Below are 24,917 nucleotides of genomic sequence, written 5' to 3'. Positions count from 1 at the left end.
CCACCACTGATAATTACCCATTCCCGCCATGACCAAGCTGACAGACCATGACTTGCTGATTGCCGGTGCCGGTGCCGCCGGATTGACCATGGCCGTGGCGGCGGTTGATGCCGGGTGGCGCGTCGCCCTGATCGATCCCGGCCCGATGACCGCGAAGCCCCATGAGCACAGTGCGGGCGATGCCAGAACCACCGCGATCATGGCGAGCGGCATCCGGATGCTTGAACGCCTCGGCGTCTGGGACGGGCTCGCCGGGATCAGCGCGCCCTTGCGGCTTCTGGAACTGGTCGATGACAGCGTGCGCCCGCCAATGCGCCAGCGCTTTGACGCCTCGGAAATCGGGCAGGACTGGTTTGCCCAGAATATCCCCAATGACGCGCTGAAAGGTGCCCTGCTGGCCCGGCTCGCCGGATCGGACAAGATTACCATGCTGCCCGGCAACAAGGTGCTGTCGATCAGCAACCGCGGCGATCACATGCTGGTGGCGACCGAGACCGGACGCCTGACCACCCGTCTGCTGGTTGCTGCTGATGGACACAAATCACCCTGTCGCCAGATGCTGCGCCTGTCGGTCTCGGCACGCACGCCACGGGAAACCGCGCTGGTCTTCAACACCGATCACAGCCTCGATCATGACGGCGTGTCCTATGAATTTCATGGCCCACTTACCGGTAATGGCAAGACCGCTCAGGTCACAACCATTCCGCTGCCCGGCAAGCGGTCGGCGATCAATGTGGTCGGCGATCAGGCCACCATCAGCGCTATCATGGATATGGACGCCGCCGCCCGCGCCACCATGGTCGGGCAGGCGACCCGGCAGGTGCTGGGCACGATAACCGAGACCGAAGCACCCAAGTCATTCCCGATCCGCCCGTTTACCGCGCGCCGGTTATCCGCCGAGCGCGCCGTGCTGATCGGCGAGGCCGCCCATGCCCTGCCGCCGATCGGCGCACAGGGGCTGAACACCACGCTGGCGGATATTGCGGTGCTGATCGACCTGATGGGTGATGCTGCCAATGACGATCCGGGGCGCCAACAGGTTACCGACAGCTATGCCCGCCAGCGCCGCGCCGATATCATGGCCCGCAGCAATGCCACGGGCATGCTCTCGGATATGGTGCATCGGGGCAATCCGCTCATCGACCGCTTGCGCCGTGTCGGATTGCAGGCGATCGGCAATATCGGCCCCTTACGCCGCCAACTCATGGCGCGTGGTATGGAACCGGTCGGCAAGGTCCCGCCCCTGATGGCAAAATAGGTTATTCCGCTGCCTGTATGGCAGGGGTATCGAGCGCGCTGACATCAACCCAGCCAGCCAGTTCCCGCTTGGCGAGATGAGCCAGCAGATCAACCGATGGCGCTGACTGGTTCAGGCATGGCACGACCGAGAAATGGGTGCCGCCATGTTCTTCAAAGATATGCTTGGCCTCAATGCCGATCTCCTCGAGCGTCTCGACACAATCGGCGGAGAAGCCGGGGGTAATCACCACCACCCGTTTCACGCCATCCTTGGCCAGTTGCTCGATGGTCTTGTCGGTATAGGGTTGCAGCCATTCCTTCGGCCCAAAACGGGACTGGAAGGTCAGGCGCAGGGTCTTGTCATCCATGCCCATCCTCTCACGCAGCAACCGCGCGGTCTTGGCACAATGGCAGTGATAGGGATCGCCCTGCTCCAGATAGGTTTTCGGCACCCCGTGGAAGGATGAGACAATCACCTCCGGCTGCCAGCCGAGGCTGTCGATATGCGTCTTGAGGGACGCCGCCAGCGCATCGATATAGACCGGATCATCATGATAGGCTGGCATGGTACGCACGGCAGGCTGCCAGCGCATCTTTTTCATCGCCTCGAAGGCCTTGTCATAGGCGGTGGCCATGGTCGAGGCGGAATATTGCGGATAGAGCGCCATCAGCACGATACGATCACAGCCCTGATCCTTCAGCGCATTGAGGCGGCTGGCAATCGACGGGTTGCCATAGCGCATCCCCCAATCAACCACCACGTTATCGCCCAGTACCTGCAGGCGGGCCGCCAGCGCCTCGGTCTGCTCACGGGTGATCCGGCGCAGCGGGCTCTCATCGGTTTCCCGGTCCCAGATCGAAGCATAAGCCTCACCGCTCTTGCTCGGGCGAGTGGTCAGGATGACCAGATTAAGGAACGGCTTCCACAGCCACATCGGTGCTTCAATCACCCGCGGATCGCTCAGGAACTCACCCAGATAGCGGCGCATGGGCCAGTAACCCGTACCATCGGGCGTGCCGAGATTGATCAGCAGCACACCGGTTTTCGGCGACGGCAGTTTCGGATGGTCGGGGGGTAATTGATGGTGGCGATAATCGGACATTTTCATCGGCTATTCCGGATAGTATGGCGATACCAAGTTCGGCTTGGCCTATATATGGCGGGCGACAGCAGCTTTGGCCAGCAAGGAAGGCAGGAATGTCAGGCTGTCACTTTCGCACCAACCTGATACACTATCCTACGCAAGGGGCAATAATTCGGATCAGACAATTCCATGCGGCTTTCCATTATCGGCGGCGGCCAGATCGGCACATCCGTTGCGCGTGCAGCGGCACGGAGCGGCAAATATCGCGATATCAGCATCAGCGAACCTGATGACGATGCCCGCAAGGTATTGAAAGAACTGCTCGCCCAGGACCCGGCCACCAAGCGTATCGAGGTTACCGACAGCAACAAAAAAGCCGCCAATCGCGCGGATATTGTCGTGCTTGCCACCCCGATCGACCAGTTCGCCCCGGTTACACACGAAATCGCCGACAGCCTGAAATCCGGTGTCGCCATCACCGATGTTGGCTCGATCAAACAGCAATCGGCAGCGGCTATCCTCGACAATCTGCCCAAGGGCATGGCCGGTCGCTATGTTCCCGCCCACCCGACAGTTGGTGCCGAGGGCAGCGGCCCCAAGACCAGCAAACCTGACATGTTTGATGGCGGCACGATCATTGTCGATACCTCGACAGCCGATGCCAGTGCAGCCACAGCGATCACGCAACTCTGGGAAGATGTCGGCGGCAAACCGCTCGGCCTAACCGCCGGACAGCATGACAAGCTTTACGGCACCACCTCCCATCTGCAGCACCTCGTTGCCTTTGCCGCGACCCGCGCCCTGCCGTCCGAGAGCACCAAACTGTCGGAAGACCAGCGCAGCCTGTACCAGATGACCCGCATCGCCGACGCCAACAAGGAAATGTGGCTGCCGATCTTCGAGGGCAACAAATCGGCGATCGTTGAGAGCGGTGCTGCCTATATGGACCGGCTGACCAGCATCAAACAGGCCCTGCAATCGGGTGATCGTGAGGGACTAACCGCAATCCTGACCAAGGCCCATGACTTCGCCAAAGGCTTTCAGGCACCGGAAGACGACGCGGTACTGGTCGCAGCCCGTGACACCATGCGGGCACCCTCGGACAAGGCCGGTGATGGCCTCGGCCTGCCCATGGTGCTGGCCAATGTCACCGCCCTTAATGCGCAACGTGTTGAAGGCGAGATCAAGCAGCCGCTGGCTCCACTGGCCAATCGCAGCCTGAAAGAGGCAAGCCGCCTGACCCAGCTGCCACCGGCGCAATCGGCCGATTTCCTGCTCGCCAACCGGGGGGCCGTATTGAAAGCGATCAGCGGCTTTGAAGTGGGGTTTGCCAATAACCTGTCATCGGTGATTCAGTCCGATCCAACCGCCCAGACCGCGATGATTACCGAAGCGCGACAGAAACGCCGCGGCGTTACCCTGCCCGACCGCCCGGTCATCGTAGCGGACAACAAGCCCGTCGCACGGGATGTGCCACAGGCCAAACCGCGCTACGGCAACCACAGCGCCTGATAACAACAATTACATCAGCCCCAGCTGCTGCAATTCGGCGATCATGTCGGGTGGCAGATCATCGCCCTTGCCGGTATCGAGGGCCGCCAGATCAGGCGGTGCATCCGCCGGTTTCAGATAACGCCAGCCCTGCATGTGCTTACGCTGCAGCGGCTTCACCGGCACGAGCTCCGGCGACATGATGATCCGGCACCAGGTCTTGCCTTCCTCATCGGTTTCCAGCGGCAGATCAAGGATCGACTGGCGGATACAGAGCGAGCGCTGGATGATCCAGTAGATCGATCCCTGCCCATCAACGATCTCGTCGGCACGGGTCGGACGGCGGCGGGTGAAAGTCCAGACCGCGTCCTGCCCCTTGTGCCGGAACCGGCGCGGCTCCTGAACCTCACGCAGATGCTCAACCGATTGGATACCGACAGCAGTACGCAGAATATTGACGGCCATAACCAGTCCTGATGTTCCGTAAACCCGGTGTTCGTGATCAGCTTGCACGCTTGGCGAGCATCGCCTGCCCGACCTTCGACTGGTTATCGCGACCGATCACGCGGCAGATCCAGTCACCGATATCGACCAGCGCATCGAGATCAACCCCGGTCTTATAGCTCATACCTTGCAGCATATAGACCACGTCCTCGGTCGCCACATTGCCACCGGCACCCGGCGCATAGGGGCAGCCACCCAGCCCGGCAACACTGGCATCGAAGATACGTACACCCTGATCGAGTGAGGCAGCGATATTGGCCAGCGCCTGACCATAGGTATCGTGATAATGCCCGGCGAGCGCCACATCCGGTCCGACCGCATCGGCCACCGCCGTCAGCATCGGCACGACCGAACCTGGCGTGCCAACCCCGATGGTATCGCCAAGCGACAACTCGCGGATGCCGAGCCCTGCCATCCGCTCGGCTACATCGGCAACCGCCTTCGGCTCGATAAAGCCCTCATAGGGGCAGCCAACCACACAGGAGACATAGCCGCGCACGGTCATGCCGGCGGCCTGTGCCGCCGCAACGACCGGGCTGACCCGCTCGAAACTCTCATTGATGGAACAGTTGATATTACGCTGTGAGAAGCTCTCGGATGCTGACAGGAAAATGGCGACCGTGCTGACATTCGCCGCCTTCGCCGCTTCCAGCCCGCGCTCATTGGGCACCAGTGCATGATAATCGACACCGTCACGGCGCTTGATGTTGGCAAAGACCTCGGCACTGCCCGCCATCTGCGGCACCCATTTGGGTGAGACGAACGACCCTACCTCAACCACGGGCAATCCGGCATCGGCGAGGCGCTCGACCAGCGTTACCTTGGTCGCCACCTCAACCGGCTTCGGTTCATTCTGCAGCCCGTCACGCGGGCCAACCTCAACGATGGTGATTTTGTCTGTCATGGTCATTTGCATATAGCGCAGCCACAGCCGGTGCAAGACCTGCGGACCGCACAAAAGCAATCGGCCGCCACATTGCTGTGACGGCCGATCGCAGAAATCATGTTGTTCCGGCTTACATGCCGAGGCGGCGCTCAGCTTTTACCAGACGTGGCGGGTTTTCACCGGTTTGCGCAGCGATTGGCAGGCCATCATCATTGGCCGGACCACTGCGGCCATTGCGACCACGACGGTTCGGGAACTGATAGGTCGTTCCTTCATCACCGCTGTTTTTCTTGCCATCCAGACGACGCTCGAGGTGATCAAGGCGCTCCTTGACCTCGGCAGTGATGCCGCCGGTGTAGAAGTCGTCATCAAGGTCCATCTCGCCCTTGCGTGGCGCCAGATAGTTGCCGCCATCGGGTTGCTGGCCAAGGCCTTGCAGCCACTCGGTGTCGATTTTGGTAAAGCCCTTGGTCTTGCGGTTGTCGTCGAGGACAAAGGCAAAGTGCTCAAGATAATCGATCGAGTGCTTGTCATAGGCCTTACGGCGCCAGTCCTTGGAGAACCACTGATCGAACACGGCGCGCTGTGCCTTGCCGTTTTTGATCGCCTCAGGGTCTTTCTGGAGCATATGAACCATGGCCATGGCTTCATCGCCATACTCGCTCTGGGCGTGCGATTGCAGAACCTCAGGGTGACCGGCATCGGCCAGCTCAGCAGCAACGCGCAGTGAGTTGGCTTCGGCGTCGGCTTCCATTGCCCGCATCATCCAGATGTTGTCGGCAGGGCTGAAGTCCAGCTTGGTGTGATAGCCGTTCTTGAACTGCCATGCGTGACGCAGTTCGTGGGCCAGCGTGGCAATCGCGCGACCGTCATCAACCTTCGGGTTGACGGCAACCAGATTCTCGCTCGGTGAGTAGTAACCGTAAACGCCGGCCTGCTGGTCGATCGCGAACTTGACGCCCATCTCCTCAGCCATATCGATCAGGGCACGACCGGACTCACTCTTGCGCATGATAGTCATGTAGTGATTGATCGCCTGAACCGCATCTTCCTGGCTCATCGGCTGCTCTGGCTGCTGACCTTTAGGCACTGAGCGACCGCCCATGCTGCCATCTTTGCCTTCGCCCTTCGGATTGCCCGAGAAGTTTGAAACTGGCGCATTCTTGCGACCATCTGCGCCGTACTCTTCCCAGACGACCAGTGGTTGCTTGTCAGTTTTTTGCTTTTTCGCGACAGCCGGACCATCGCGGTAGCCTTCCAGCTTAGCAGTAATGCCGCCCCATCCCTCGTGGCGACGAGCCTCTTCCTTGCGTTTCGCTGCTGCTTCTTTTTCAGCTTCAGCCGCGATATCGAGAAGTGCGCGTAAGTTTGCCATATTACCCTCTAAGTGTCTCATAACGGTGTGGACCATCAGGTCCGGGGAAATGGCGACGAATGTATTGCGGCGGGGGAGCGCCGTATTAGGTTACTCGGTTGGATTACCGCATGCCGGTCTCCATCATGAGCGATGCATCCTCCATAAGACGCTGATCGGGTGAGCAGCGCATCTGACCATCCTCCAGAATCAGCAGACGCCGGGAAACCAGCTCTCTGCCGCTGATAAAGCAGGCATCAATCTCGAAAGCATTCTCGAAGTCGGCACTGGCATGGACCCGCAGGGGACGCAGCACCTGACCCAGAATCATTTTCTTCTCATCGCTGAGGTCGGCAGCGGCGGGAATATCCTCAACGCGCTCAACCAGAAACTGCGGCTGGTTCTTGTGCCAGACAAAGCTGGTGAAGAACCGGGCGTAATCAGCGACGGTCTTGATATCGAGCTGCAGCGGGGCCGCAGCATTGGCAGCCAGTATCGGCGCTGCCGTGTAATCCAGCACAAACACCTGATGGCGGCGGCGCAGGACATATTTGGTAATCGCCGGGATCGTCGCGCTGTCGCGGCATGCATAGAGCAGCATGTCGGCATAGAACGGCAGCGGTGCCCAGGTCAGGGTTGTGGTGGCGCGGGGCAGTGGACGAGGCTCGAACTGTCGATTGATCTGGCGCAGCACAGCGCGGGCCGTATCAGGCTCCAGCGGGCGCATCTGCAGATTTCGTGCTGACAGTATCGTCATAGATCCCCAAGGTCATCGCATGGCGCGACGTCTAACATTCACTCCGACGTCCTCTTGTCGTACAACAAGCAGACATCAACCTGGCGACGTTAGCTGGCCTGTCCCGGGGGAGCGGGTGACGAGGAAGAACTGATCTCGTCAATCGACCTTATTAAATTGTGCAAACAGGTTACGAAAACGTCAAAGCGAGAAAAATATTGAAACTCAACCGCTTAGTAAAAAAATACGAAAGTCGGGTGCGTTATATACCTGCTACACAATTATTCGTGTTGCAGGTAGTTTTCACGCTATTGGTTTCACTGTTCCCGATATCGGCATTGGCACAAATTTCCAATGCAGACGCAAAAACCGAACCGCTGGAGAGCAGTTCCGGCACGATCATCGACCGCGACGAGACAACTGCAACCATGCGTGTTGATCGCAGCCGGACCAGCATGATCTTCACCGCGCCCAAGGCTGCCAACAGTACCGTGCTGAACCCCGTCCATGATGGCAAAGCCATGAGCCTGCTCTCGAAGATGGATGTCGGCAGTCACGTAACCGTCTACTGGCGTCCCGAGCGGGGCTTGCGCGTGCCGGTCGGCTTTGACCTCGTGCTACCCGAGGCGGCAGCCGATATGGCGGCACAGCCGATCATTGCCGATACCAGTCTGGTGCCGCGGGAATTGCTGACCGAGCGCGGCGGCTATTTCGACCTGCTCGAACGGCAGGGTGAGCAGGTGCTGATCTATGACCGTCTGGCCAATACGGTCAGCGGTGACCGGGATCTGTACCGCATGTATGCCGATGGCAGGCTGCCATTCTGCCTGACCTGCTTCATCTCGCCCCGTCCGCGGGCGCGGCTGGGCAATCCTGCATGGCACCCGACCGGGGCTTATGTGATCTTTCAGCAGGCCAATGACAACGCAACCAGCGATCCGACCAACGGCCTCGACTGGGGTATCAACAACGATCTCTGGTCCCTGCGACTGGAGGACAAGAGCCTGAACCGGATTGTCAGTTCCGAACCGGGGCATGGTGCTGCCTATCCGAATTTTCGTGGCAACCAGATCATCTATGCCGAACGCAGCCCGCCCGATACCGGTACCAGCGGACGGCGCACGCTGATCGCCTCGCTGGCTGGCGATGATCCGTGGGATGGCTGGCAGCTCCGCACCATTAACTTCAACCACGACAAACCTATCACCGTCCGCAACAACAATTCGGAAGCAGCCCAGCGTCGGATTATCCCCTATTTCAATAGCGGGCAAATACTGGAGGCATCGGCTGACGAGCATGAAGATGTGATCGACGGCATCTTCACCCGTGGTGCCGGTCGAACCATCCGCAATGAGCTGGTATTGCGCAATCAACCGGGTGCGGAAGGGCATGCGACCTATGGTCAGGCCATTGGCCCGGCACTCAATGACCGGCAGCAACGATTGACCGTCTACACCAGTTCGCGGGCCATTGCAGACCGTCAGATCAGCAATCGACCGGAGAACACGCCGACCGATCTTTTCGTCCGGGTTGGCAATAGCGGCGAAACCTACCAACTGACCACAAACGGCCTGCGCAGCCGGCAGAGCGGTGATACCTATCAGGTGATTGATCTTGGCTGGACCAATGACCGGCAATGGCTGTTCGCCGCCATCGGGGCCAAGAACAGCATCACCGGACGGGAGCGGGAAACCGAAATCTGGCGCTTTGACATCAGTGCGCTCAGGCAGATGCAGGCCGCCTCACAACAACCGGTTCAGCCTGCCAACTGACGCCCGATAATCAGCTTCTGGATATCGCTGGTGCCTTCATATATCTGGCAGACCCGGACGTCGCGATAGATGCGCTCAACCGGGAAGTCCTCGAGATAGCCATAGCCACCATGTATCTGGATGGCGTCAGAACACACCTTCTCCGCCATTTCCGAGGCGAACAGCTTGGCCATTGCCGCCTCTTTCAGACAGGGCTGCCCCGCATCCTTCATGGCCGCCGCATGGAGCACGAGCTGGCGCGCGGCCTCGACCTGCGTTGCCATATCCGCCAGCCGGAAATTGACCGCTTGATGATCGAAGATCGGCTTGCCGAAGCTTTCACGCTCACGGGCATAGGTCAGCGCATGATCCAGCGCCGAGCGCGCCATACCCACCGATTGCGCGGCAATACCGATCCGACCGCTTTCGAGATTGGCAAGGGCGATCCGGTAGCCCTCGCCCTCTTCGCCGAGCATCATGTCCGGCGTGACCCGGCAGTCATTGAAACTGATCTGCGCGGTATCGGAGGCATGTTGCCCCAGCTTGCGTTCGATCCGGGTTACCTCATAGCCCTCGGCATTTGTCGGCACGAGAAAGGCACTGATACCGCGTTTGCCCGCTTCTGGATCAGTGACGGCAAAGACCAGTGCAATATCGCCGTTCTTGCCGGTGGAGATAAACTGCTTGGCCCCGTTCAGCACCCAGTGATTGCCGTCGCGGCGGGCGCGGGTTTTGAGCGCCGATGCATCGGACCCGGCCTGTGGTTCGGTAAGGCAGAAGCAGCCGACCATCTCACCCCGCGCCATGGGTTTGAGGAACTGTTCCTTCTGGTCCGGTGTGCCGTTCTTGACCAGCGCCGCACAGCAGGGCGAGTTGTGCACGCTCATGACGGTTGAGGTCGCGCCGTCACCGGCGGCAATTTCCTCCAGCGCCAGCGCATAGGATACGGCATCAGCACCGACGCCATCCCATTCCTCCGGCACCATCATGCCGAGGAAGCCAAGCTCGGCCATCTGCGCCAGCGCCTCGCGCGGATAGGTATGGTTGCGGTCCCATTCAGCGGCATTGGGCGCCAGCTGCTCGGTGGCAAACTGCCGGGCGGTATCCCGGATCAGCACCTGATCTTCACTCAGAATCATTTCCCTACCCCTGTCATTTCCAGCGCTGCCATTTCCAGCCCTGACATTATTGTTCTCTGATCACCAAGGCAGAACCGTTCCATCGTAATTGAGGAATATGCCGTTCTGGTTCAGCTCCAGCGTACTCAGCACCTTGCACAGCCCGGCGGTCGATTGCGCGACGGTCAGCGGCGCGGCACCGCCGCCCATATCCGTTTGCACCCAGCCCGGATGCAGTGTGACACAGGTGAAGCCCTCGGTTGCCAGATCACGGCTGAGGCTGCGCCAGACGGCATTGGTCGCGGCCTTGGAGCTGCGATACATATAGCTGCCGCCACTGGTGTTATCGGCGATTGAGCCCATCTTGCTCGAAACCACCGCAAGACGACGCATGTCCCCGGCCCGCAGGTTTGGCAACAGCGCCCGGCTGACCATCAGCGGCGCCACCGTATTCACCGACAATTCTTCAAGCCATGCTTCCGGCGTTACCGTGTCGAGAGTGTTCTTCGGATAGTTATAGACACCCGCATTATTGACCAGCAGGTCGATCGCCCGACCGGCCAATGCCGCGACCATCGCCTCGATTGAGGCTGGATCGGTCACGTCCAGATCGATCACGGTCACCCGCTCACCGAGCGTGGCAAGATCAGTTGCCGTGGCATCGCGACCGGCGGCAATAACGTCCCAGCCATTCTCAAGGAAACGCTCGACGAGACCGCGACCGATGCCACGCTTGGCACCGGTAATCATCACTGTGGGCATAAGAACTGGTCCTGATTGTTGGGATTAGTGGACACGCTCAATGAACACGCTCAATGGCAATAGCGGTTGCCTCACCGCCACCGATACAGAGCGAGGCAACACCGCGCTTCATGTCATATTTCTTCAGGGCATTGAGCAGGGTGACAATGATCCGGGCACCGGATGCACCGACCGGGTGGCCGAGGGCACAGGCACCGCCATGGACATTCACCTTGTCATGGGGCAGGTCGAGATCGCGCATCGCCGCCATGGTAACCACGGCAAAGGCCTCATTGATCTCAAAAAGATCGACATCGCCTGTCGACCAGCCGGTTTTCTCAAACAGCTTTTCCATCGCGCCGATCGGCGCCGTGGTGAACCATGCCGGGGCCTGGGCATGGGTGCTGTGTCCATGAATTTCCGCGAGGATCGTGGCTCCCCTCTTTTCCGCTACCGACCGGCGCATCAGCACCAGTGCCGCCGCGCCATCGGAAATCGAGCTGGAATTGGCCGCCGTTACCGTGCCGTCCTTATCAAAGGCCGGGCGGAGGGTCGGGATCTTGTCGGGATTGGCCTTCAGCGGTTGTTCGTCATGCTCGACCACCGTATCGCCCTTGCGACCCTTGACGGTTACCGGCACGATTTCCGCCGCCGCCGTACCGTCCTCGCTCGCCTGTCTGGCGCGTTTCAGTGAGGTAATGGCGAACTCGTCCTGTGCCTCGCGGGTGAACTGATAGTGCCGGGCGGTTTCCTCGGCAAAGGTACCCATCAGCCGACCGGGCTTGTAGGCGTCCTCAAGACCATCAAGGAACATATGGTCATAAACCTGCCCATGCCCCATGCGATAACCGCCACGGGCACGGTCGAGCAGATAGGGCGCATTGGTCATGCTCTCAAAGCCACCGGCAATGGCAATGTCGTTGGTACCGGCCAGAATGGCGTCATGGGCCATCATGGTCGCCTTCATGCCCGAGCCGCACATCTTGTTGATCGTGGTGCAGCCGACCGCTTCCGGGATACCGGCGCCGAGGGAGGCCTGACGTGCCGGTGCCTGCCCCATACCAGCGGGCAGGACGCAACCCATGATCACATCATTGATGTCCTCGCCGGTAACCGCGGCACGCTTCATCGCCTCGCGGATGGCATCGCTGCCAAGTGCCGGTGCCTTAACGTCGGCGAGATCACCCTGAAACCCACCCATTGGTGTCCGGGCAGCCCCGACGATCACCACCGGATCACTGTTCCTGTTCGACATGACGAGCACTCCCTGTTGCGTTGTTTCTTGTTCTTCGTGTTCCCCGAAACATAGGTGGTGGTCTGGACAAGATCAAAGAAGTATCCAGGCCGCCAATCCGAGGAAGGTAAAAAAGCCAACAATATCAGTAACGGTGGTCAGAAAGACCGAGGATGCCACCGCCGGATCGGCCCCGAATTTGTCGAGGGCGAGCGGGATCATGACCCCGGACAGCCCGGCGACCGCAAGGGTGGCAATCATCGCCATGGCGATCACCGCACCGAGCATCGGATTACCGAACCAGACCGAGGCGACAATGCCGCTGACCACGGCAAAGATTATGCCGTTCAGACTGGCAACAAGGGTTTCCTTGGCAATCACACGCCAGGCGGTATTGGCCGACAGCTCGTTCATCGCCAGCGCGCGCACGGCAACCGTCAGTGTCTGGGTACCGGCATTGCCACCCATACTGGCAACGATCGGCATCAGCACCGCCAGCGCTACGATCTGATCAATCGTGCCCTCAAAGACCCCGATCACCATCGATGCCAGCACGGCCGTCAGCAGGTTGAGCGCCAGCCAGACAAAGCGTGATTTCAGGGTCTTGAAGGTATCGGTATAAATATCGCTCTCGGCGGAGACACCGGCAAGGCGCAGAATATCTTCCTCGGCCTCTTCATCGATAACGTCGACGATGTCATCGAAGGTGATCATCCCGAGCAACCGGCTGTTCTCATCCACCACCGGAACAGAGACGAGGGAGTAGCGTCGGAAGACATCAGCCACCGCCTCCTGATCCATCTCAGCCGGGATCGGATGGATGTCGGTTTCCTGAATTTCCTCAAGCTTGGTCGAGCGACGGGTGCGGACAAGGCGGCTCAAATTGACCGCACCGACAACCCGGTGCAGCGGGTCGACCACATAGACAACGTAAAAATGCTCGGGCAGCTGGTCAGCAGCCGCCCGCATATAGTCAACGGTTTTGCCAACCGTCCAGAACTGGGGCAGCGCCACAACCTCGCGCTGGATCAGACGACCCGCGCTCTCTTCCGGGAAAGTCAGGCCCTGCTCGACCTGTGCGCGGAGCTGGGATGACAGCTTGGCGAGAATTTCCTGCTGACGTTCCTCGTCAAGGTCCTCGACCAGCTCGATGGCGTCATCACTGTCGAGTTCAGTTACCGTCCGGGCGATTTCCTCGGGCGGCAGATAGTCGAGCACCTCATCCCGGATCGAGGGACGCAGGTGGACAAACACCTCGGCGTCAATACCGGTGGGCAGCAGACAATCAACCAGCTGACGGCGATATTCGGGATCGATCTGCTCGATGAGGTCAGCCTCATCGGCGTCGTGCAGATCATCAACCAGCGCACGGACATTGTCGAGCTCGCCCTCGTCAAGCCAGTCGACAACCTTGCCGACCGCTTCCGAGTCAAGCCCGTACTCATTGCTCTCGCCAGCCTCTTCCGCCTCCTCGACGGCTTGCGGCCGGGGTGTTTTTGTATCGAGTTCGGCCATGACGCCGTCTCTTTTCCGGTTGCGGGTGATGCGGCCACCATATGACCGCATCAGTGAGGATTTGTCAGCCCGGTTTATACACCAAACAGAACCGGTTGGTTAGCACCGTCGTGATCGCGCTGCTGGGCATCGACGGTGGCCAGTGCTGTCACGTTCAGGATGCTGCGTGCCGTGGCCGAGCTGGTCAGAATATGCGCAGGCTTGTCGACCCCGAGCAAGAGCGGACCGACCGGCTGGGCATCCGCCAGACACTTGACCAGATTATAGGCGATATTGGCCGCATCCAGATTGGGCATAACCAACAGATTGGCCTGTCCGGTCAGGCGTGAATTCGGGAATGCGGTCGCGCGCAATTCCTCGTTCAGCGCGATATCAGCATGCATTTCGCCCTCGACTTCCAGTTCGGGGGCAAGCACTTCGAGCATTTCACGCGCCTGCTGCATCTTCGCAACCGATGGCCCCTTGCGGGAGCCGAAATTGGAGTAGGACAGCAGCGCCACCTTCGGTTCGATACCGAACCGCCGCACTGCTTCCGCAGCCTCGATGGTCATCTCGGCAATCTGTTCGGCGGTCGGGTCCTCATTGATATGGGTATCGCACATAAAAAAGGTGCCAGACCCGGTCACCAGCACGCTGAGTGCCGCCGGGATGGTCTGCCCGGCGCGCAGGCCGATCACCGATTTCACATCGCTGAGGCGATAGCTGTAGCCGCCCTTGGTGCCGCAGATCAGGGCATCGGCCTCACCCAGATGCACCATCAGCGCGCCGATGACCGTGGTATTGGTACGGACAATCTCGCGGGCCCGGCGCGGGGTGATACCCCGGCGCTCCATCAACTTGTGATACTGCGCGGAGTAGTCAGGGAAGCGCGGATCATCCTCGGGATCGACCAGCTCGTAATGCTTGCCTTCCTGAATGCGCAGATTGAGCCGCTTGATCCGGCTCTCGACCACGCCACGCCGACCGATCAGCACCGGATAGGCGAGGCCGTCATCGCTCACCTGCTGCACCGCGCGCAGCACGCGCATGTCCTCGCCCTCGGCATAGGCAACGCGCTTGGCATTCTGCTTGGCCCGAGAGAAGACGGGGGTCATCACCAGACCGGATTTGAACATAAACCGGTTCAGTTCATTCTCGTAATCGGCGAAATCCTCCACCGGTCGGGTGGCGACACCGCTCTCCATCGCCGCCTTGGCAACGGCCAGGGCAATACGGCCAACCAGACGCGGGTCAAACGGTTTCGGGATCAGGTATTCGGGGCCAAAGGACATGGCCTCGTCACCATAGGCGGCAGCCACCGCCTCGCTGGCCTCGACCATGGCGAGATTGGCAATCGCCTCGACGCAGGCGAGTTTCATCGCCTCGTTGATCTCGGTCGCACCCACATCGAGGGCACCACGGAAGATGAACGGGAAGCATAGGACGTTGTTCACCTGATTGGCGAAATCGGTACGACCGGTGGCGATATAGGCATCGTCACGAACCGCACGCACCTCATCGGGCATGATCTCCGGCGTCGGGTTGGCGAGCGCCATGATCAACGGCTCACCGGCCATGGTGCTGACAAACTCCGGTTTCAGTACGCCGGGCGCGGAAACGCCGAGGAACACATCGGCCCCGACAATCGCCTCACCGAGGGTGCGCTCGGGAATATCGCGGGCAAAACGCGCCTGTTTCTCATGCAACTGATTGGCACGTCCGCTGTGCAGCACGCCGTCAATATCGGTTGCGGTGATGTTCTCGGGCTTGATGCCCATATCGACGAGCAGGTTCAGGCAGGCAATCGCCGCCGCACCGGCACCGGAGGTCACGACCTTGACCGTACCGAGATCACGCTTGGTCAGGCGCGACCAGTTGAGGACGGCAGAGCTGACGATGATCGCGGTGCCATGCTGGTCATCATGGAACACCGGGATATTCATCCGTTCGCGCAGGCGCTCCTCGATGATGAAGCATTCCGGCGCCTTGATATCCTCGAGATTGATGGCACCGAAGCTTGGCTCAAGTGCGGCAACGATATCGCAGAACCGGTCGGGATCGTTGGCATCCACCTCGATGTCGATGGCGTCGATGCCGGCGAATTTCTTGAACAGAACCGCCTTGCCTTCCATCACCGGCTTGGACGCCAGCGGGCCGATATTGCCGAGGCCGAGCACCGCCGTACCATTGGTGATTACCGCGACGAGATTGCCGCGCGTGGTGTATTGGCTGGCATTTTTGGGGTCCTTGACGATCTCCTCACAGGCTGCGGCAACACCGGGCGAATAGGCCAGCGCCAGATCACTCTGGTTGCCCAGTGGTTTGGTCGGCTGCAGGGCTATTTTGCCCGCTGGCCGTGCACGGTGATACTCAAGCGCTGCATCTCTCAGCTTGTCGCCCATAATGCCTCCCGGTGCATTGGCGGTGGCCCACCAATGCCGAACTGTTGATTTTTACGCGATAAAAATGAGTTGGTGCGTAGGTTGTGCCTGCTTTTTGGCCATAATAAAAGCCCGCTTACAAGCGGGCTTGGGCACAAATCGGTTATGCAAATTGCACAACAGTCGAAAAAGCGCGGTTTTCCAATAAAACCAGCGACTTGAATATTTTTACCGGTAAATGTCCGAAAAAAGATGGTGCGGTCGAGAAGACTTGAACTTCCACGGGCGCAATGCCCACAGCGACCTCAACGCTGCGCGTCTACCAATTCCGCCACGACCGCACGTGCCACAGGATGAGCAATCATCCTTGGTAGGCGGCGTTCCTAACAAATGCTGTTATAGGAATCAAGCTAGCTTACGTGTCATAACACACTAAATAATCATTCTCCCCCGCAACAGGTCGGCAAAACATGACGTTCCAGCAACCAGCACCGGCAGAAAACCTGAGATTTTCCGGTTCACCGCCGGTAATCGACTGGCAGATCAGCGACCGTCCCGTCGCCTATCCCGAGGCGGTGCAGCAGATGGAAGAACATGTGGCGGCGATGATTGCTGGTACTGCCGGTGACCGGATATGGCTGCTCGAGCATCCGCCGCTCTATACCGCCGGAACCAGTGCCGATGAGGCCGATCTGCTCGACACCCGGTTTCCGGTGTTCCCGACCGGTCGCGGCGGGCAATACACCTATCACGGCCCCGGCCAGCGGGTCGTCTATGCCATGATTGACCTCAAGCAACGGCGTACCGATCTGCGCTGGTATATCAACCGGCTCGAACAATGGGTGATCGACACGCTGGGATCATTCAACGTCATCGGCGAACGGCGCGAGGGCCGTGTCGGCATCTGGGTCGACAAGAGCCGCTATGGCGAGGCCATGGGGCGGGAGGACAAGATTGCGGCCATCGGTGTGCGGGTTCGCAAATGGGTGGCATTCCACGGCATTTCGATCAATGTCGATCCCGATCTGGAGCATTTCGGCGGCATTGTTCCCTGCGGTATTCGCGGTCATGGCGTCACCTCGCTGACCGCGCTTGGCCTGCCGGTGACCATGGAAGATCTGGATGCCGCGCTGATGGCGCATTTCCCGGAAGATTTGCGCCCTCATACCGCGTGATTGCATCCCGTGCCGACACCGCCCGTTATCGACCAACGCCTGCTTGACGCCCTGCCCGATCTGGAGCGCTACGCCGCCGCATCGACGGCTTTTTCCCATGTGGTCAGCATCGACAGTGGACTGGTCGGTCCTCATGTGGTGATCAGCGCCCTTACCCATGGCAATGAGGTGGCGGGTGCCATCGCCCTCGACCGGCTGATCCGGGAAAACCCGGCAATTTCCCATGGCCGCCTGTCACTGTGCTTCGTCAATTACCGCGCCTATGCCCAGCTCGACCCGGCAGCGCCGTTCGGCAACCGGTTCCTGCAGCGCGACATGAACCGGGTCTGGCACGGATCGCTGGCCAGCGATCCGACCGATGCCTGGGAAGTAAGGCGCGCGCGGGAATTGCTGCCACTGATCCAGAGCAGCGATTTCCTGCTCGACCTGCACACGATGCCGAGGAAGGCACCGCCGCTCGCCCTGATCGGTCCCGCCGCCCGCCACCGCGATCTGGCCCGCGCCATGGGCTGGCCCAAATGGGTGATGATCGATCCCGGCCATGCCGACGGCAAACGCCTCACCGATTATCATCATTTCAGTGATCCCGACCGCTATGCCAGCGCCATGCTGATCGAATGCGGCTATCACTTCGATCTGCGCACCGCCGATATTGCCTATCGCGCCTGCCGCCATCTGCTGAAGACCCTGCATATGCTCGACAGTCCGGCGCGGGTCTCCCCGGACCCGGCACGGATCATCACCGTGACCCACAGCCTCGTCCCGACCACGGCAGCGGAATTCTCCTTCGAGCGCCGGTTTGACGGGCTGCAGGTGATCGAAAAGGCAGGCACGCTGATCGCCCGTGATGGCAGCATCGAGATACGCACGCCCTATGATGATTGTGTCCTGCTGATGCCCGCCCTGCTGCCGAGCGACGGCGCAACTGCGCTCCGCCTTGGCCGGGCAAAGGAATTTCCGGATCAGTGAAACCTAGCAGGTGGGCAGGATTCTGAAGCCGGTTTCGGGCGCATCACAGCTTTGTTCGACCATACGGTCGACCTTGGCGACACTCGGCCCGGCCTGACAATCGGTCAGCATCCGGTCAAGCAGGCTGTCATCGGCGGAAAACACCGCTTCAACCGAGCCATCAAGGCGGTTGCGCACCCAGCCGTCAATGCCAAGCTGCCGCGCCCGCTGTTCGGTCCAGGCACGATAGCCGACACCTTGAACCCGACCGTAAATTGATACCCGCACAGTTTTGCTCACGTTTCTATACCCGTGTTTGTTGGCCACGATAGCGCGGCTACATGTTGTTATTTGATCAAAGCTGTTTGGCCTGAACGACCTTCCCGAGGCATAATATTATCGAATTTGATCATCAGCGCCAGAATAGTTGTAATGATAATGTTTAACTGCGGAAAGCGTCATCCGGTTCCCGGCCTTCCTCACATCAGATGGGGTTTTCTGTCGCTGGCGGCAATGCTGGTTCTGGCCGCTGTTTTGCTGGCCGTCACCCCGGCCCCGGCCGAGGCAGCAGACACCCGCACCACGTGGCGTCCCCCGCCAACTCTGGGGATGCAGGACAATGTCCTGTACATGAAACGGGTCGGTGACTGGCAGGTCACATGCTATCGCCGTACCTTTGTCCTGCCGCTGAATGATGCCTGCGAGTTGCGCCTGCATGAGCGGCAATATGTGACCGGGCACCAGAAGCCGGTTTTCGTTTTCGATCTGGTGATCGAGGTGGCGGAGCCGAGCGACTCAGGCAGCCAAAACAACCGCAAGCCGCGCAATGATCTGGGCGACCTCTATGATTTCAACATCATGCTGGACGCCACGCCGACCCCGACCTGGGCCGATGCCACGATCCGCACCAAGGCATTCCAGATGAAGATCGAGGATGTCTGTCTGGTCGGCCCCTGTATCCTCAGGCATCAGGCCGCAGAGCGCCTGATCAACGAATTCGTCGATGCCGCCGGAACAACGGCAATCATCAGTTTCCGGGATGCCCCGCTGACCGATTCCTATGCCAAGCGCCGTATCGGCGTGCCACTGGATGAGTTCGATCAGGCGCTATCCCTGCTGATTGAACAAACCCAACATTACCGGGGCTATTGATGACTGCTGTTCCAGCCCATCGCCCTGATCTGATCCGCTACACGTTCCGGCCCTGCCCATGATTGCCCTTCTGTTACTCATTATCCTGCTTGGTATTACCCTGTTTCTGGCGCGGGAAAGGCTGCAGAAGTCACCGTTCCGCGAGAACTGGTTCTTGTCATGGGGCACGACCATCGAGGCCCCGGCGTTTCTCGCCAAGATATTCGGCAAGCCACTGTCCCTGCCCGACCCCGGTACCAAATTGCCAGCAGATATCATGCAGTTCCCACCGGCCTATCTCGCCATGCTGATCAACCGGGATCATCTGTGCCGCCCGCTGATGGCCGCGATTGTCGATCTTGCGGTCCGTGGACTGGTCAAGCTTAACTGGAAGTCCGATACCGAGGAGCTGATGCTGGTACGGCTGCCGGTTTCCGCCGAGGACGTGCCGAACAAGCTGGATCGTGCCCTGATCAGCAAACTGTTCCCGAACGAAGCGCTCGAACTGCCGATTGAATGGCGGCATTCATCCATTCTCGGCGATGCCCGCCGGTTGCTCCTGAAAGCCTATGAGAAAAAGGCTGTTCCATCCCGGCTTGGTCTCAACCCGATCCTCCTGCTCGTCATCGTCATGGCGATCATTGCCAGCGTGATCGTGATTGTCGCCACCAGCGAGGTCGGTTTCGTTAGCTTGTTCATGCCCCTGATGCTTGCTTTCTGGCCGATGTTCTCCACATGGGCCGTTGGCAACACCATGCGCGCCCGTGCCCTGTACAAGATCGTGCCGGCTGAACGCTTCATGGCCCGGCTCTTCATCTTTGCCGCCTTTACCGGCGGCATCCTGCTGAGCGGTCTGATCATGGTGCTGGTCACGGCATTTGCCTTTGGCATCATCCGGGCGCTGGTGCTGATCGCCATCGGCCTGCTGTTGATGATGGTGTTCAGTTGGGTCCGGCCAGCGGCAAAGCTGACCAAGGCCCATCAGGTCTCGGCTACCCTGATTGCCGCCCTGAAAAACCGCGAACGCCTGCACAAGGACGCGGACAAGGCTGTGGCATCGCTGAACTGGAAGGTACTGGCGCCGAGTATTGCCCTCGGTCGGGAACAGTCATGGATTGCCAATGGGCAGTTGCATGTCGCGATTGAGGATGATCTGGACGCCGAGGGTGAGGCTGAGCCTGATAATCAGCAACAGCCCTCTGTCGATCCTGACAACCCGTCTATCGCCCTGCCGGAGACCCTTGCCCTCGGGGGCAAGAAGGTACCGCTGGAAACCGTCGAGCAACTGCTCGGCTCGGCACTCTGGTTCGATCTGTGGCTGGCACTCTCCCTCGACCGCCTGATGAATATCAGCGGCGAGATTGAAAACTTCCGCAGCAACCTCAAGCTGGCAAAGTCGGGATCATAGCAACTGATTACGCGGTTATGCCGGGTTGCATTGACAGTGGCGACCCGCACCGGTACTGGGTGCGGAACAACAAGTAACCAATAAAACCAATCTTGCTGGCCGATTGCCGCCGCTTATCCCGAGACGATGTCCCCTGCACCCAAGATCGATATAGTCATTCCCATGTGGAATGAGGCCGCCCGTATCGGTCGCGTGCTTGATGCCCTCGTCGCCCAGACCCGGCAGGATTTCCGGGTCACGATTTTTGATAACTGCTCAACCGACAACGGACCCGATATCTGTCTCGGTTACACTGACCGGCTCGATATTCACCTCAACGCCAAGACGCTGAATATCGGCCAGAACGCCAATATCAACCGCAGCTTCCTGAACGCAACTGCCGACTATGTCGCGATCTGCAGCGCCAATGATGTGCTGGCCCCGGACTATCTGGAACAGTTGGCCACAGTACTGGACCGGGAGGCGGATGTCGGCGTCGCCTATGCCAAGGCAATCAGGGTCGGGCGGGATGGCAATCCGCTCACCGCCCAGCCCCGCAAATGGGCCTTCTATTCTGCCGATCAGGATGATCTCATTGCCCGCGCCTGCATGGTGATCGAACAATATCGCCAGCCATCCAATTTCTTCGCCCTCTACCGCCGCACCGTGCTTGACCGGATGATGCCACAGCCGTTCCGTTTCGGCGGCGATAATGTCTTTGTCTGTGAGGCAGCGCTGTACGGCAAAATCCGCTGTATCGAGGAAGCCGTGGTCTATCAGAGCATCTCGCCCGGCCTGTCCTCGATGCCTGACCGGATGCGCCATCTGATGCGCATGTTCTCGATGGATCACGAACGCGGGCTGCCGGAGGGCAGCGCCCTTGGCGCGCTGGAGCAGCTCTGCCCGATTATCGATATGTATCACGCCCATCTGGACATGTTCCGGCTCGCCCGCCTGCCCTATGAACAACGTACCCGGCTTATCACCGAGGGCAGCAGGGCATTTCTCGCGCGGCGCGGCGATGATATCGAGAAGAATACCCAACGGGTAATCATTCATGCCGGGGAATTCATCGACAGGCTGACGCCTGAGGATTTCTCCCACCGCATGTTCATCCATCAGATGCTGCGCAAGATCGACCAGTGCCTGTTATTGCTGCAGCCTGCGGAGCTGATCGCCCTGCGCCAGCGCTATGCCGATCTCTATGTCGGGGCCAGACCATGACGGCAGATACAATCAGGACCGTCATCCTCGCCGGTGGCAAGGGCCAGCGACTGGGCGCACAGGATCAGCCTAAACCCCTGACCCCGATCAATGGCCGCCCGGTTATCGAGCATGTCATGGCTATTTTCGCGCGGCAGGGATTTCGTGACTTCACCATTGCCACCGGCCATCAGGGACAGGCCATCGCCGATTATGTCACCACGCAAACCCGCCGCCCGACAGGGTTATGGCAGAACGACTGGCGGGTTACCTGCCACGATACCGGTGAGGATACCGCAACCGGTGGCCGCCTGCTGAAACTGCGCGACCGATTGGGCGATGAACTGGGTACTGCCCCGTTCTTCCTCACCTGGGCCGATGGCCTCGCCGATATCGACCTTGCGGCATTGCTGGCCTTCCATCGCGGTCATGGGCGGATGGCAAGCGTCACCGCGGTCTATCCACCACCGCGCTTTGGCCATCTGGACATGGCTGGGAACCGGGTGACCGCCTTTGCCGAAAAGCCGGTACAGCGGGAAGGCCGGATCAATGGCGCGTTTTTCGTCATGGAGCCGGGGGTGATCAACCTGATCGACGATACCGCGACCGTGCTGGAACATGCCCCGATGCAGCGACTGGTGGAACAGGGACAGTTGATGGCCTATCGCCATGACGGTTTCTGGCAATGTATGGATACCCCGGCCGAGGCCGAACGGCTCGACGGGATGGCACGGGCGGGCGATGCCCCATGGCTGGCAGGCCCATGAACCGGGTGCTGGTAACAGGCGAGCGTGGCTATATCGGACAGGTGCTGGTGCCAATGCTGCAGGAAGCCGGTACCATCGTGCACGGGCTGGACCAGCATTATTACGATGGCTGCGCCTTTGGCACGCCCTCCGCGACACCGGATATTCCCTTGATGCGCAAGGATATCCGGGCAATCACCCTCAGTGACCTCGACGGGTTCGACACGGTCATTCATCTGGCCGGGCTATCCAATGATCCCTTGGGCGACCTTGATGCCGGAACCACGCTGGCGATCAATCATCAGGCGGCGGTCGAGACGGCAAGACTGGCAAAACAGGCCGGTGCCCGCCGCTTTGTCTTTGCGTCCAGCTGCAGTGTCTATGGTGCGGCGGGCGAAAACTGGATTGATGAGGCAAGCCCGCTCAACCCCGTCACACCCTATGGCCAGTCGAAGATATTTGCCGAACGCGATATCGCGCCACTCGCCGATGACAGCTTCTGCCCGGTCTTCCTGCGCTTTGCCACGGTTTACGGGCTGTCGCCGATGATCCGCTTTGACCTCGTGGTCAACAACCTGATCGCCTATGCCCTCGCCAGCAAACAGGTGTTCCTGAAGAGTGACGGCATGGCCTGGCGACCGCTGGTGCATGTGGCCGATGTGGCCCAGAGCTTCATGGCCGCCGCCGCCGCGCCCGACGATGCGGTCCGGGGCCAGATCTTCAATATCGGCCAGACCGAACAGAATTTCCGGGTCGTCGATATTGCCCATATCATCGCCGATATCATCCCGGATGCCAGCGTTGCCTTCTCCGACCGCGCCTCACCGGACAAACGCTCCTACCGCGTCAGCTTTGACAAGGCCGGCAGCCATCTGCCCGGCTTTGCCCCAGGCTGGACCTTGCAGGCAGGCGTGGAAAATCTCTACCGCGCGCTCAGGGATCGCCCACCGTCCCCGACAGAATTTGAAGGTCCGCGCTATTGCCGGGTTGCCAAGATCCGCAACCTGATTGCCGCCGGTGACCTAGACAGCGCCCTGCACTGGAGCACTGGTTGACATGGTCAGTGTCGGCCATATCCTGCCCCTGTCCGCCGTCACTGCCTGCCGGTCCTGCGGCAGCGATAAACTGTTTCCGGTGCTTGATCTCGGCGTGACGCCGCTGGCCGACCGGCTGGTGGCACCGGAAGAACTGGACAAGCCGGATGATCTCGCGGCATTGGCGCTCATCGCCTGTTCTGCCTGCAGCCTCGCGCAATTATCGGTCACAGTACCGCCGGACCTGCTGTTCCGCCATGACTACCCCTATCATTCATCCGTCTCTCCGGCGCTGAACCGGCATTTCCACGACAGCGCCCAGAGCCTTATCGCCGATCTGCACGATCCGTCACAGGCGCGGATCGTCGAGGCCGCGAGCAATGACGGCTATCTGCTCCGCCATTTTCAGGCAGCGGGTTACAGCGTGCTTGGCATTGATCCGGCAACCGGCCCGGCGGATCAGGCGCGCATGGCCGGGATAGAGACCATCGACGCCTATTTCACTCAGGCACTGGCCCTCAGGCTCCAACAGGAACGGGGCATCAGCGCTGACCTGTTTCTGGCCAACAACGTCCTCGCCCATGTGCCGGAGATCAATGATTTCGTCGCCGGTATCGCCACCATTCTGGCACCCGATGGCAGGGCGGTGATCGAGACGCCCTATCTCGATGACCTGATCCGGCATCTGGCTTTCGACACCATCTATCACCAGCATGTTTTCCATTATTCCATGACCGCGCTGGTGGCGCTGTTCGCCCGGCATGGCCTGCATATCAACACCTGCGAGCGGCTGGGCATCCATGGCGGATCGCTGCGGCTGCATATCAGCCGGAACACAGATCGACACGCCAGCGTCACCGATCTGCTGGCAGCGGAGGCCGCTGCCGGTATTGCCACGCCTAGCTATTACGCCGGTTTCAGCAACCGTATCGCCGGATTGATCGGGCAGATACAGCGCGTGCTGGCTGACTGCCGCGAGGCTGGCAAACGGGTGGCCGGGTATGGTGCCGCCGCCAAGGCCGTCACCTTCATGGCCGCTGCCGGCATCGGTTGTGATGACCTCGCCTATATCGTCGACCGGAACCCGGTAAAGCACGGCAAATACATGCCCGGCACACGGGTGCCGATCCGGCCATTGCAGGCGCTTGCCGAGGATGCGCCGGATTACCTGCTGCTGCTAGCCTGGAATTTCGCCGACGAGATCATGGCACAGGAAGCTGCCTACCATCAGGCTGGCGGCAGGTTCATCGTGCCCATTCCCGACTTCCGGATAATCTGA

The 24,917-nt window shown here is 60.1% G+C and carries 22 protein-coding genes and 1 tRNA gene; 11 read left to right on the top strand and 12 right to left on the bottom strand.

The window, feature by feature from the left end:
• Positions 1-28 precede the first annotated feature (28 nt).
• Entirely contained in the window at positions 29-1,258 is a 1,230-nt protein-coding gene (locus CBB62_05095; GenBank protein ID OUT41698.1) for a hypothetical protein, read from the top strand.
• A gap of 1 nt (position 1,259) precedes the next feature.
• Here the strand turns inward: CBB62_05095 and CBB62_05090 are convergent, their stop codons facing one another.
• The gene (locus CBB62_05090; protein OUT41697.1) at positions 1,260-2,348 is read right to left on the bottom strand and encodes a ferrochelatase; all 1,089 of its coding nucleotides are present in this window, start codon (positions 2,346-2,348) and stop codon (positions 1,260-1,262) included.
• 165 nt (positions 2,349-2,513) lie between these two features.
• Between CBB62_05090 and CBB62_05085 the strand changes: the two genes are divergently transcribed.
• Positions 2,514-3,836 carry a hypothetical protein gene (locus CBB62_05085; GenBank protein ID OUT41696.1) on the top strand — a complete coding sequence of 441 codons (1,323 nt, stop codon included), beginning with the start codon at positions 2,514-2,516 and terminating at the stop codon, positions 3,834-3,836.
• Between the two features lie 9 nt (positions 3,837-3,845).
• Here the strand turns inward: CBB62_05085 and CBB62_05080 are convergent, their stop codons facing one another.
• The 4 genes from CBB62_05080 to CBB62_05065 form a co-directional block, all read right to left on the bottom strand.
• Positions 3,846-4,280, bottom strand: a complete 435-nt coding sequence (locus CBB62_05080; protein ID OUT41695.1) for a hypothetical protein — start codon at positions 4,278-4,280, stop codon at positions 3,846-3,848.
• A gap of 37 nt (positions 4,281-4,317) precedes the next feature.
• Positions 4,318-5,229, bottom strand: coding sequence for a hydroxymethylglutaryl-CoA lyase (locus tag CBB62_05075; protein OUT42655.1), 912 nt, complete (start codon positions 5,227-5,229; stop codon positions 4,318-4,320).
• 106 nt (positions 5,230-5,335) lie between these two features.
• The gene (locus tag CBB62_05070) at positions 5,336-6,580 is read right to left on the bottom strand and encodes a hypothetical protein (GenBank protein ID OUT41694.1); all 1,245 of its coding nucleotides are present in this window, start codon (positions 6,578-6,580) and stop codon (positions 5,336-5,338) included.
• Between the two features lie 103 nt (positions 6,581-6,683).
• Positions 6,684-7,286, bottom strand: a complete 603-nt coding sequence (locus CBB62_05065; protein ID OUT41693.1) for a hypothetical protein — start codon at positions 7,284-7,286, stop codon at positions 6,684-6,686.
• A 320-nt stretch (positions 7,287-7,606) separates the two neighbouring features.
• Between CBB62_05065 and CBB62_05060 the strand changes: the two genes are divergently transcribed.
• Positions 7,607-9,067 carry a hypothetical protein gene (locus tag CBB62_05060; protein OUT41692.1) on the top strand — a complete coding sequence of 487 codons (1,461 nt, stop codon included), beginning with the start codon at positions 7,607-7,609 and terminating at the stop codon, positions 9,065-9,067.
• On the opposite strand, the gene CBB62_05055 is transcribed toward CBB62_05060, so the two are convergent.
• From CBB62_05055 to CBB62_05030, 6 genes are all read right to left on the bottom strand, one after another.
• Positions 9,052-10,185, bottom strand: coding sequence for an acyl-CoA dehydrogenase (locus CBB62_05055; protein OUT41691.1), 1,134 nt, complete (start codon positions 10,183-10,185; stop codon positions 9,052-9,054). The two genes, CBB62_05060 and CBB62_05055, sit on opposite strands and share 16 nt — an antisense overlap.
• 60 nt (positions 10,186-10,245) lie before the next feature.
• Entirely contained in the window at positions 10,246-10,926 is a 681-nt protein-coding gene (locus CBB62_05050; protein ID OUT41690.1) for a hypothetical protein, read from the bottom strand.
• A gap of 37 nt (positions 10,927-10,963) precedes the next feature.
• Positions 10,964-12,160, bottom strand: a complete 1,197-nt coding sequence (locus CBB62_05045) for an acetyl-CoA acetyltransferase (protein OUT41689.1) — start codon at positions 12,158-12,160, stop codon at positions 10,964-10,966.
• Between the two features lie 72 nt (positions 12,161-12,232).
• Complete coding sequence (locus tag CBB62_05040; protein ID OUT42654.1) at positions 12,233-13,654, bottom strand: magnesium transporter; 1,422 nt, start codon at positions 13,652-13,654, stop codon at positions 12,233-12,235.
• Between the two features lie 74 nt (positions 13,655-13,728).
• Positions 13,729-16,035, bottom strand: a complete 2,307-nt coding sequence (locus tag CBB62_05035; GenBank protein OUT41688.1) for an NADP-dependent malic enzyme — start codon at positions 16,033-16,035, stop codon at positions 13,729-13,731.
• A 232-nt stretch (positions 16,036-16,267) separates the two neighbouring features.
• Positions 16,268-16,355: transfer RNA gene (locus CBB62_05030), tRNA-Leu, on the bottom strand.
• 129 nt (positions 16,356-16,484) lie between these two features.
• Here CBB62_05030 and CBB62_05025 point away from each other — a divergent pair.
• Both CBB62_05025 and CBB62_05020 read left to right on the top strand, forming a co-directional pair.
• Positions 16,485-17,189 (top strand): lipoate-protein ligase B, encoded by a 705-nt coding sequence (locus CBB62_05025; GenBank protein ID OUT41687.1) that lies wholly within the window; start codon positions 16,485-16,487, stop codon positions 17,187-17,189.
• A complete protein-coding gene (locus CBB62_05020; protein OUT41686.1) occupies positions 17,190-18,158 on the top strand; it encodes a hypothetical protein in 969 nt (322 codons plus the stop codon). It begins immediately after the preceding gene.
• Positions 18,159-18,161: 3 nt separating this feature from the next.
• Here CBB62_05020 and CBB62_05015 read toward each other — a convergent pair whose 3' ends face one another.
• Positions 18,162-18,437 carry a hypothetical protein gene (locus CBB62_05015; protein ID OUT41685.1) on the bottom strand — a complete coding sequence of 92 codons (276 nt, stop codon included), beginning with the start codon at positions 18,435-18,437 and terminating at the stop codon, positions 18,162-18,164.
• Positions 18,438-18,650: 213 nt separating this feature from the next.
• Here CBB62_05015 and CBB62_05010 point away from each other — a divergent pair, with 213 nt between their 5' ends.
• The 6 genes from CBB62_05010 (at position 18,651) to CBB62_04985 (ending at position 24,917) form a co-directional block, all read left to right on the top strand.
• Positions 18,651-19,289 (top strand): hypothetical protein, encoded by a 639-nt coding sequence (locus CBB62_05010; GenBank protein OUT41684.1) that lies wholly within the window; start codon positions 18,651-18,653, stop codon positions 19,287-19,289.
• 58 nt (positions 19,290-19,347) lie between these two features.
• The gene (locus CBB62_05005) at positions 19,348-20,676 is read left to right on the top strand and encodes a hypothetical protein (GenBank protein OUT41683.1); all 1,329 of its coding nucleotides are present in this window, start codon (positions 19,348-19,350) and stop codon (positions 20,674-20,676) included.
• A 126-nt stretch (positions 20,677-20,802) separates the two neighbouring features.
• Entirely contained in the window at positions 20,803-21,879 is a 1,077-nt protein-coding gene (locus CBB62_05000) for a hypothetical protein (protein ID OUT41682.1), read from the top strand.
• An 11-nt stretch (positions 21,880-21,890) separates the two neighbouring features.
• Positions 21,891-22,625, top strand: coding sequence for a hypothetical protein (locus tag CBB62_04995; GenBank protein OUT42653.1), 735 nt, complete (start codon positions 21,891-21,893; stop codon positions 22,623-22,625).
• Entirely contained in the window at positions 22,622-23,659 is a 1,038-nt protein-coding gene (locus tag CBB62_04990; protein OUT41681.1) for an NAD-dependent dehydratase, read from the top strand. The genes CBB62_04995 and CBB62_04990 overlap by 4 nt, the downstream gene beginning before the upstream one ends.
• Positions 23,660-23,681: 22 nt before the next feature.
• Positions 23,682-24,917 (top strand): hypothetical protein, encoded by a 1,236-nt coding sequence (locus CBB62_04985; GenBank protein ID OUT42652.1) that lies wholly within the window; start codon positions 23,682-23,684, stop codon positions 24,915-24,917.

Source organism: Micavibrio sp. TMED2 (assembly GCA_002168225.1).
GTDB lineage: Bacteria > Pseudomonadota > Alphaproteobacteria > TMED2 > TMED2 > TMED2.
Note: the sequence above shows the minus strand (reverse complement) of the source record. Positions and strands in the feature narration are given on the sequence as shown.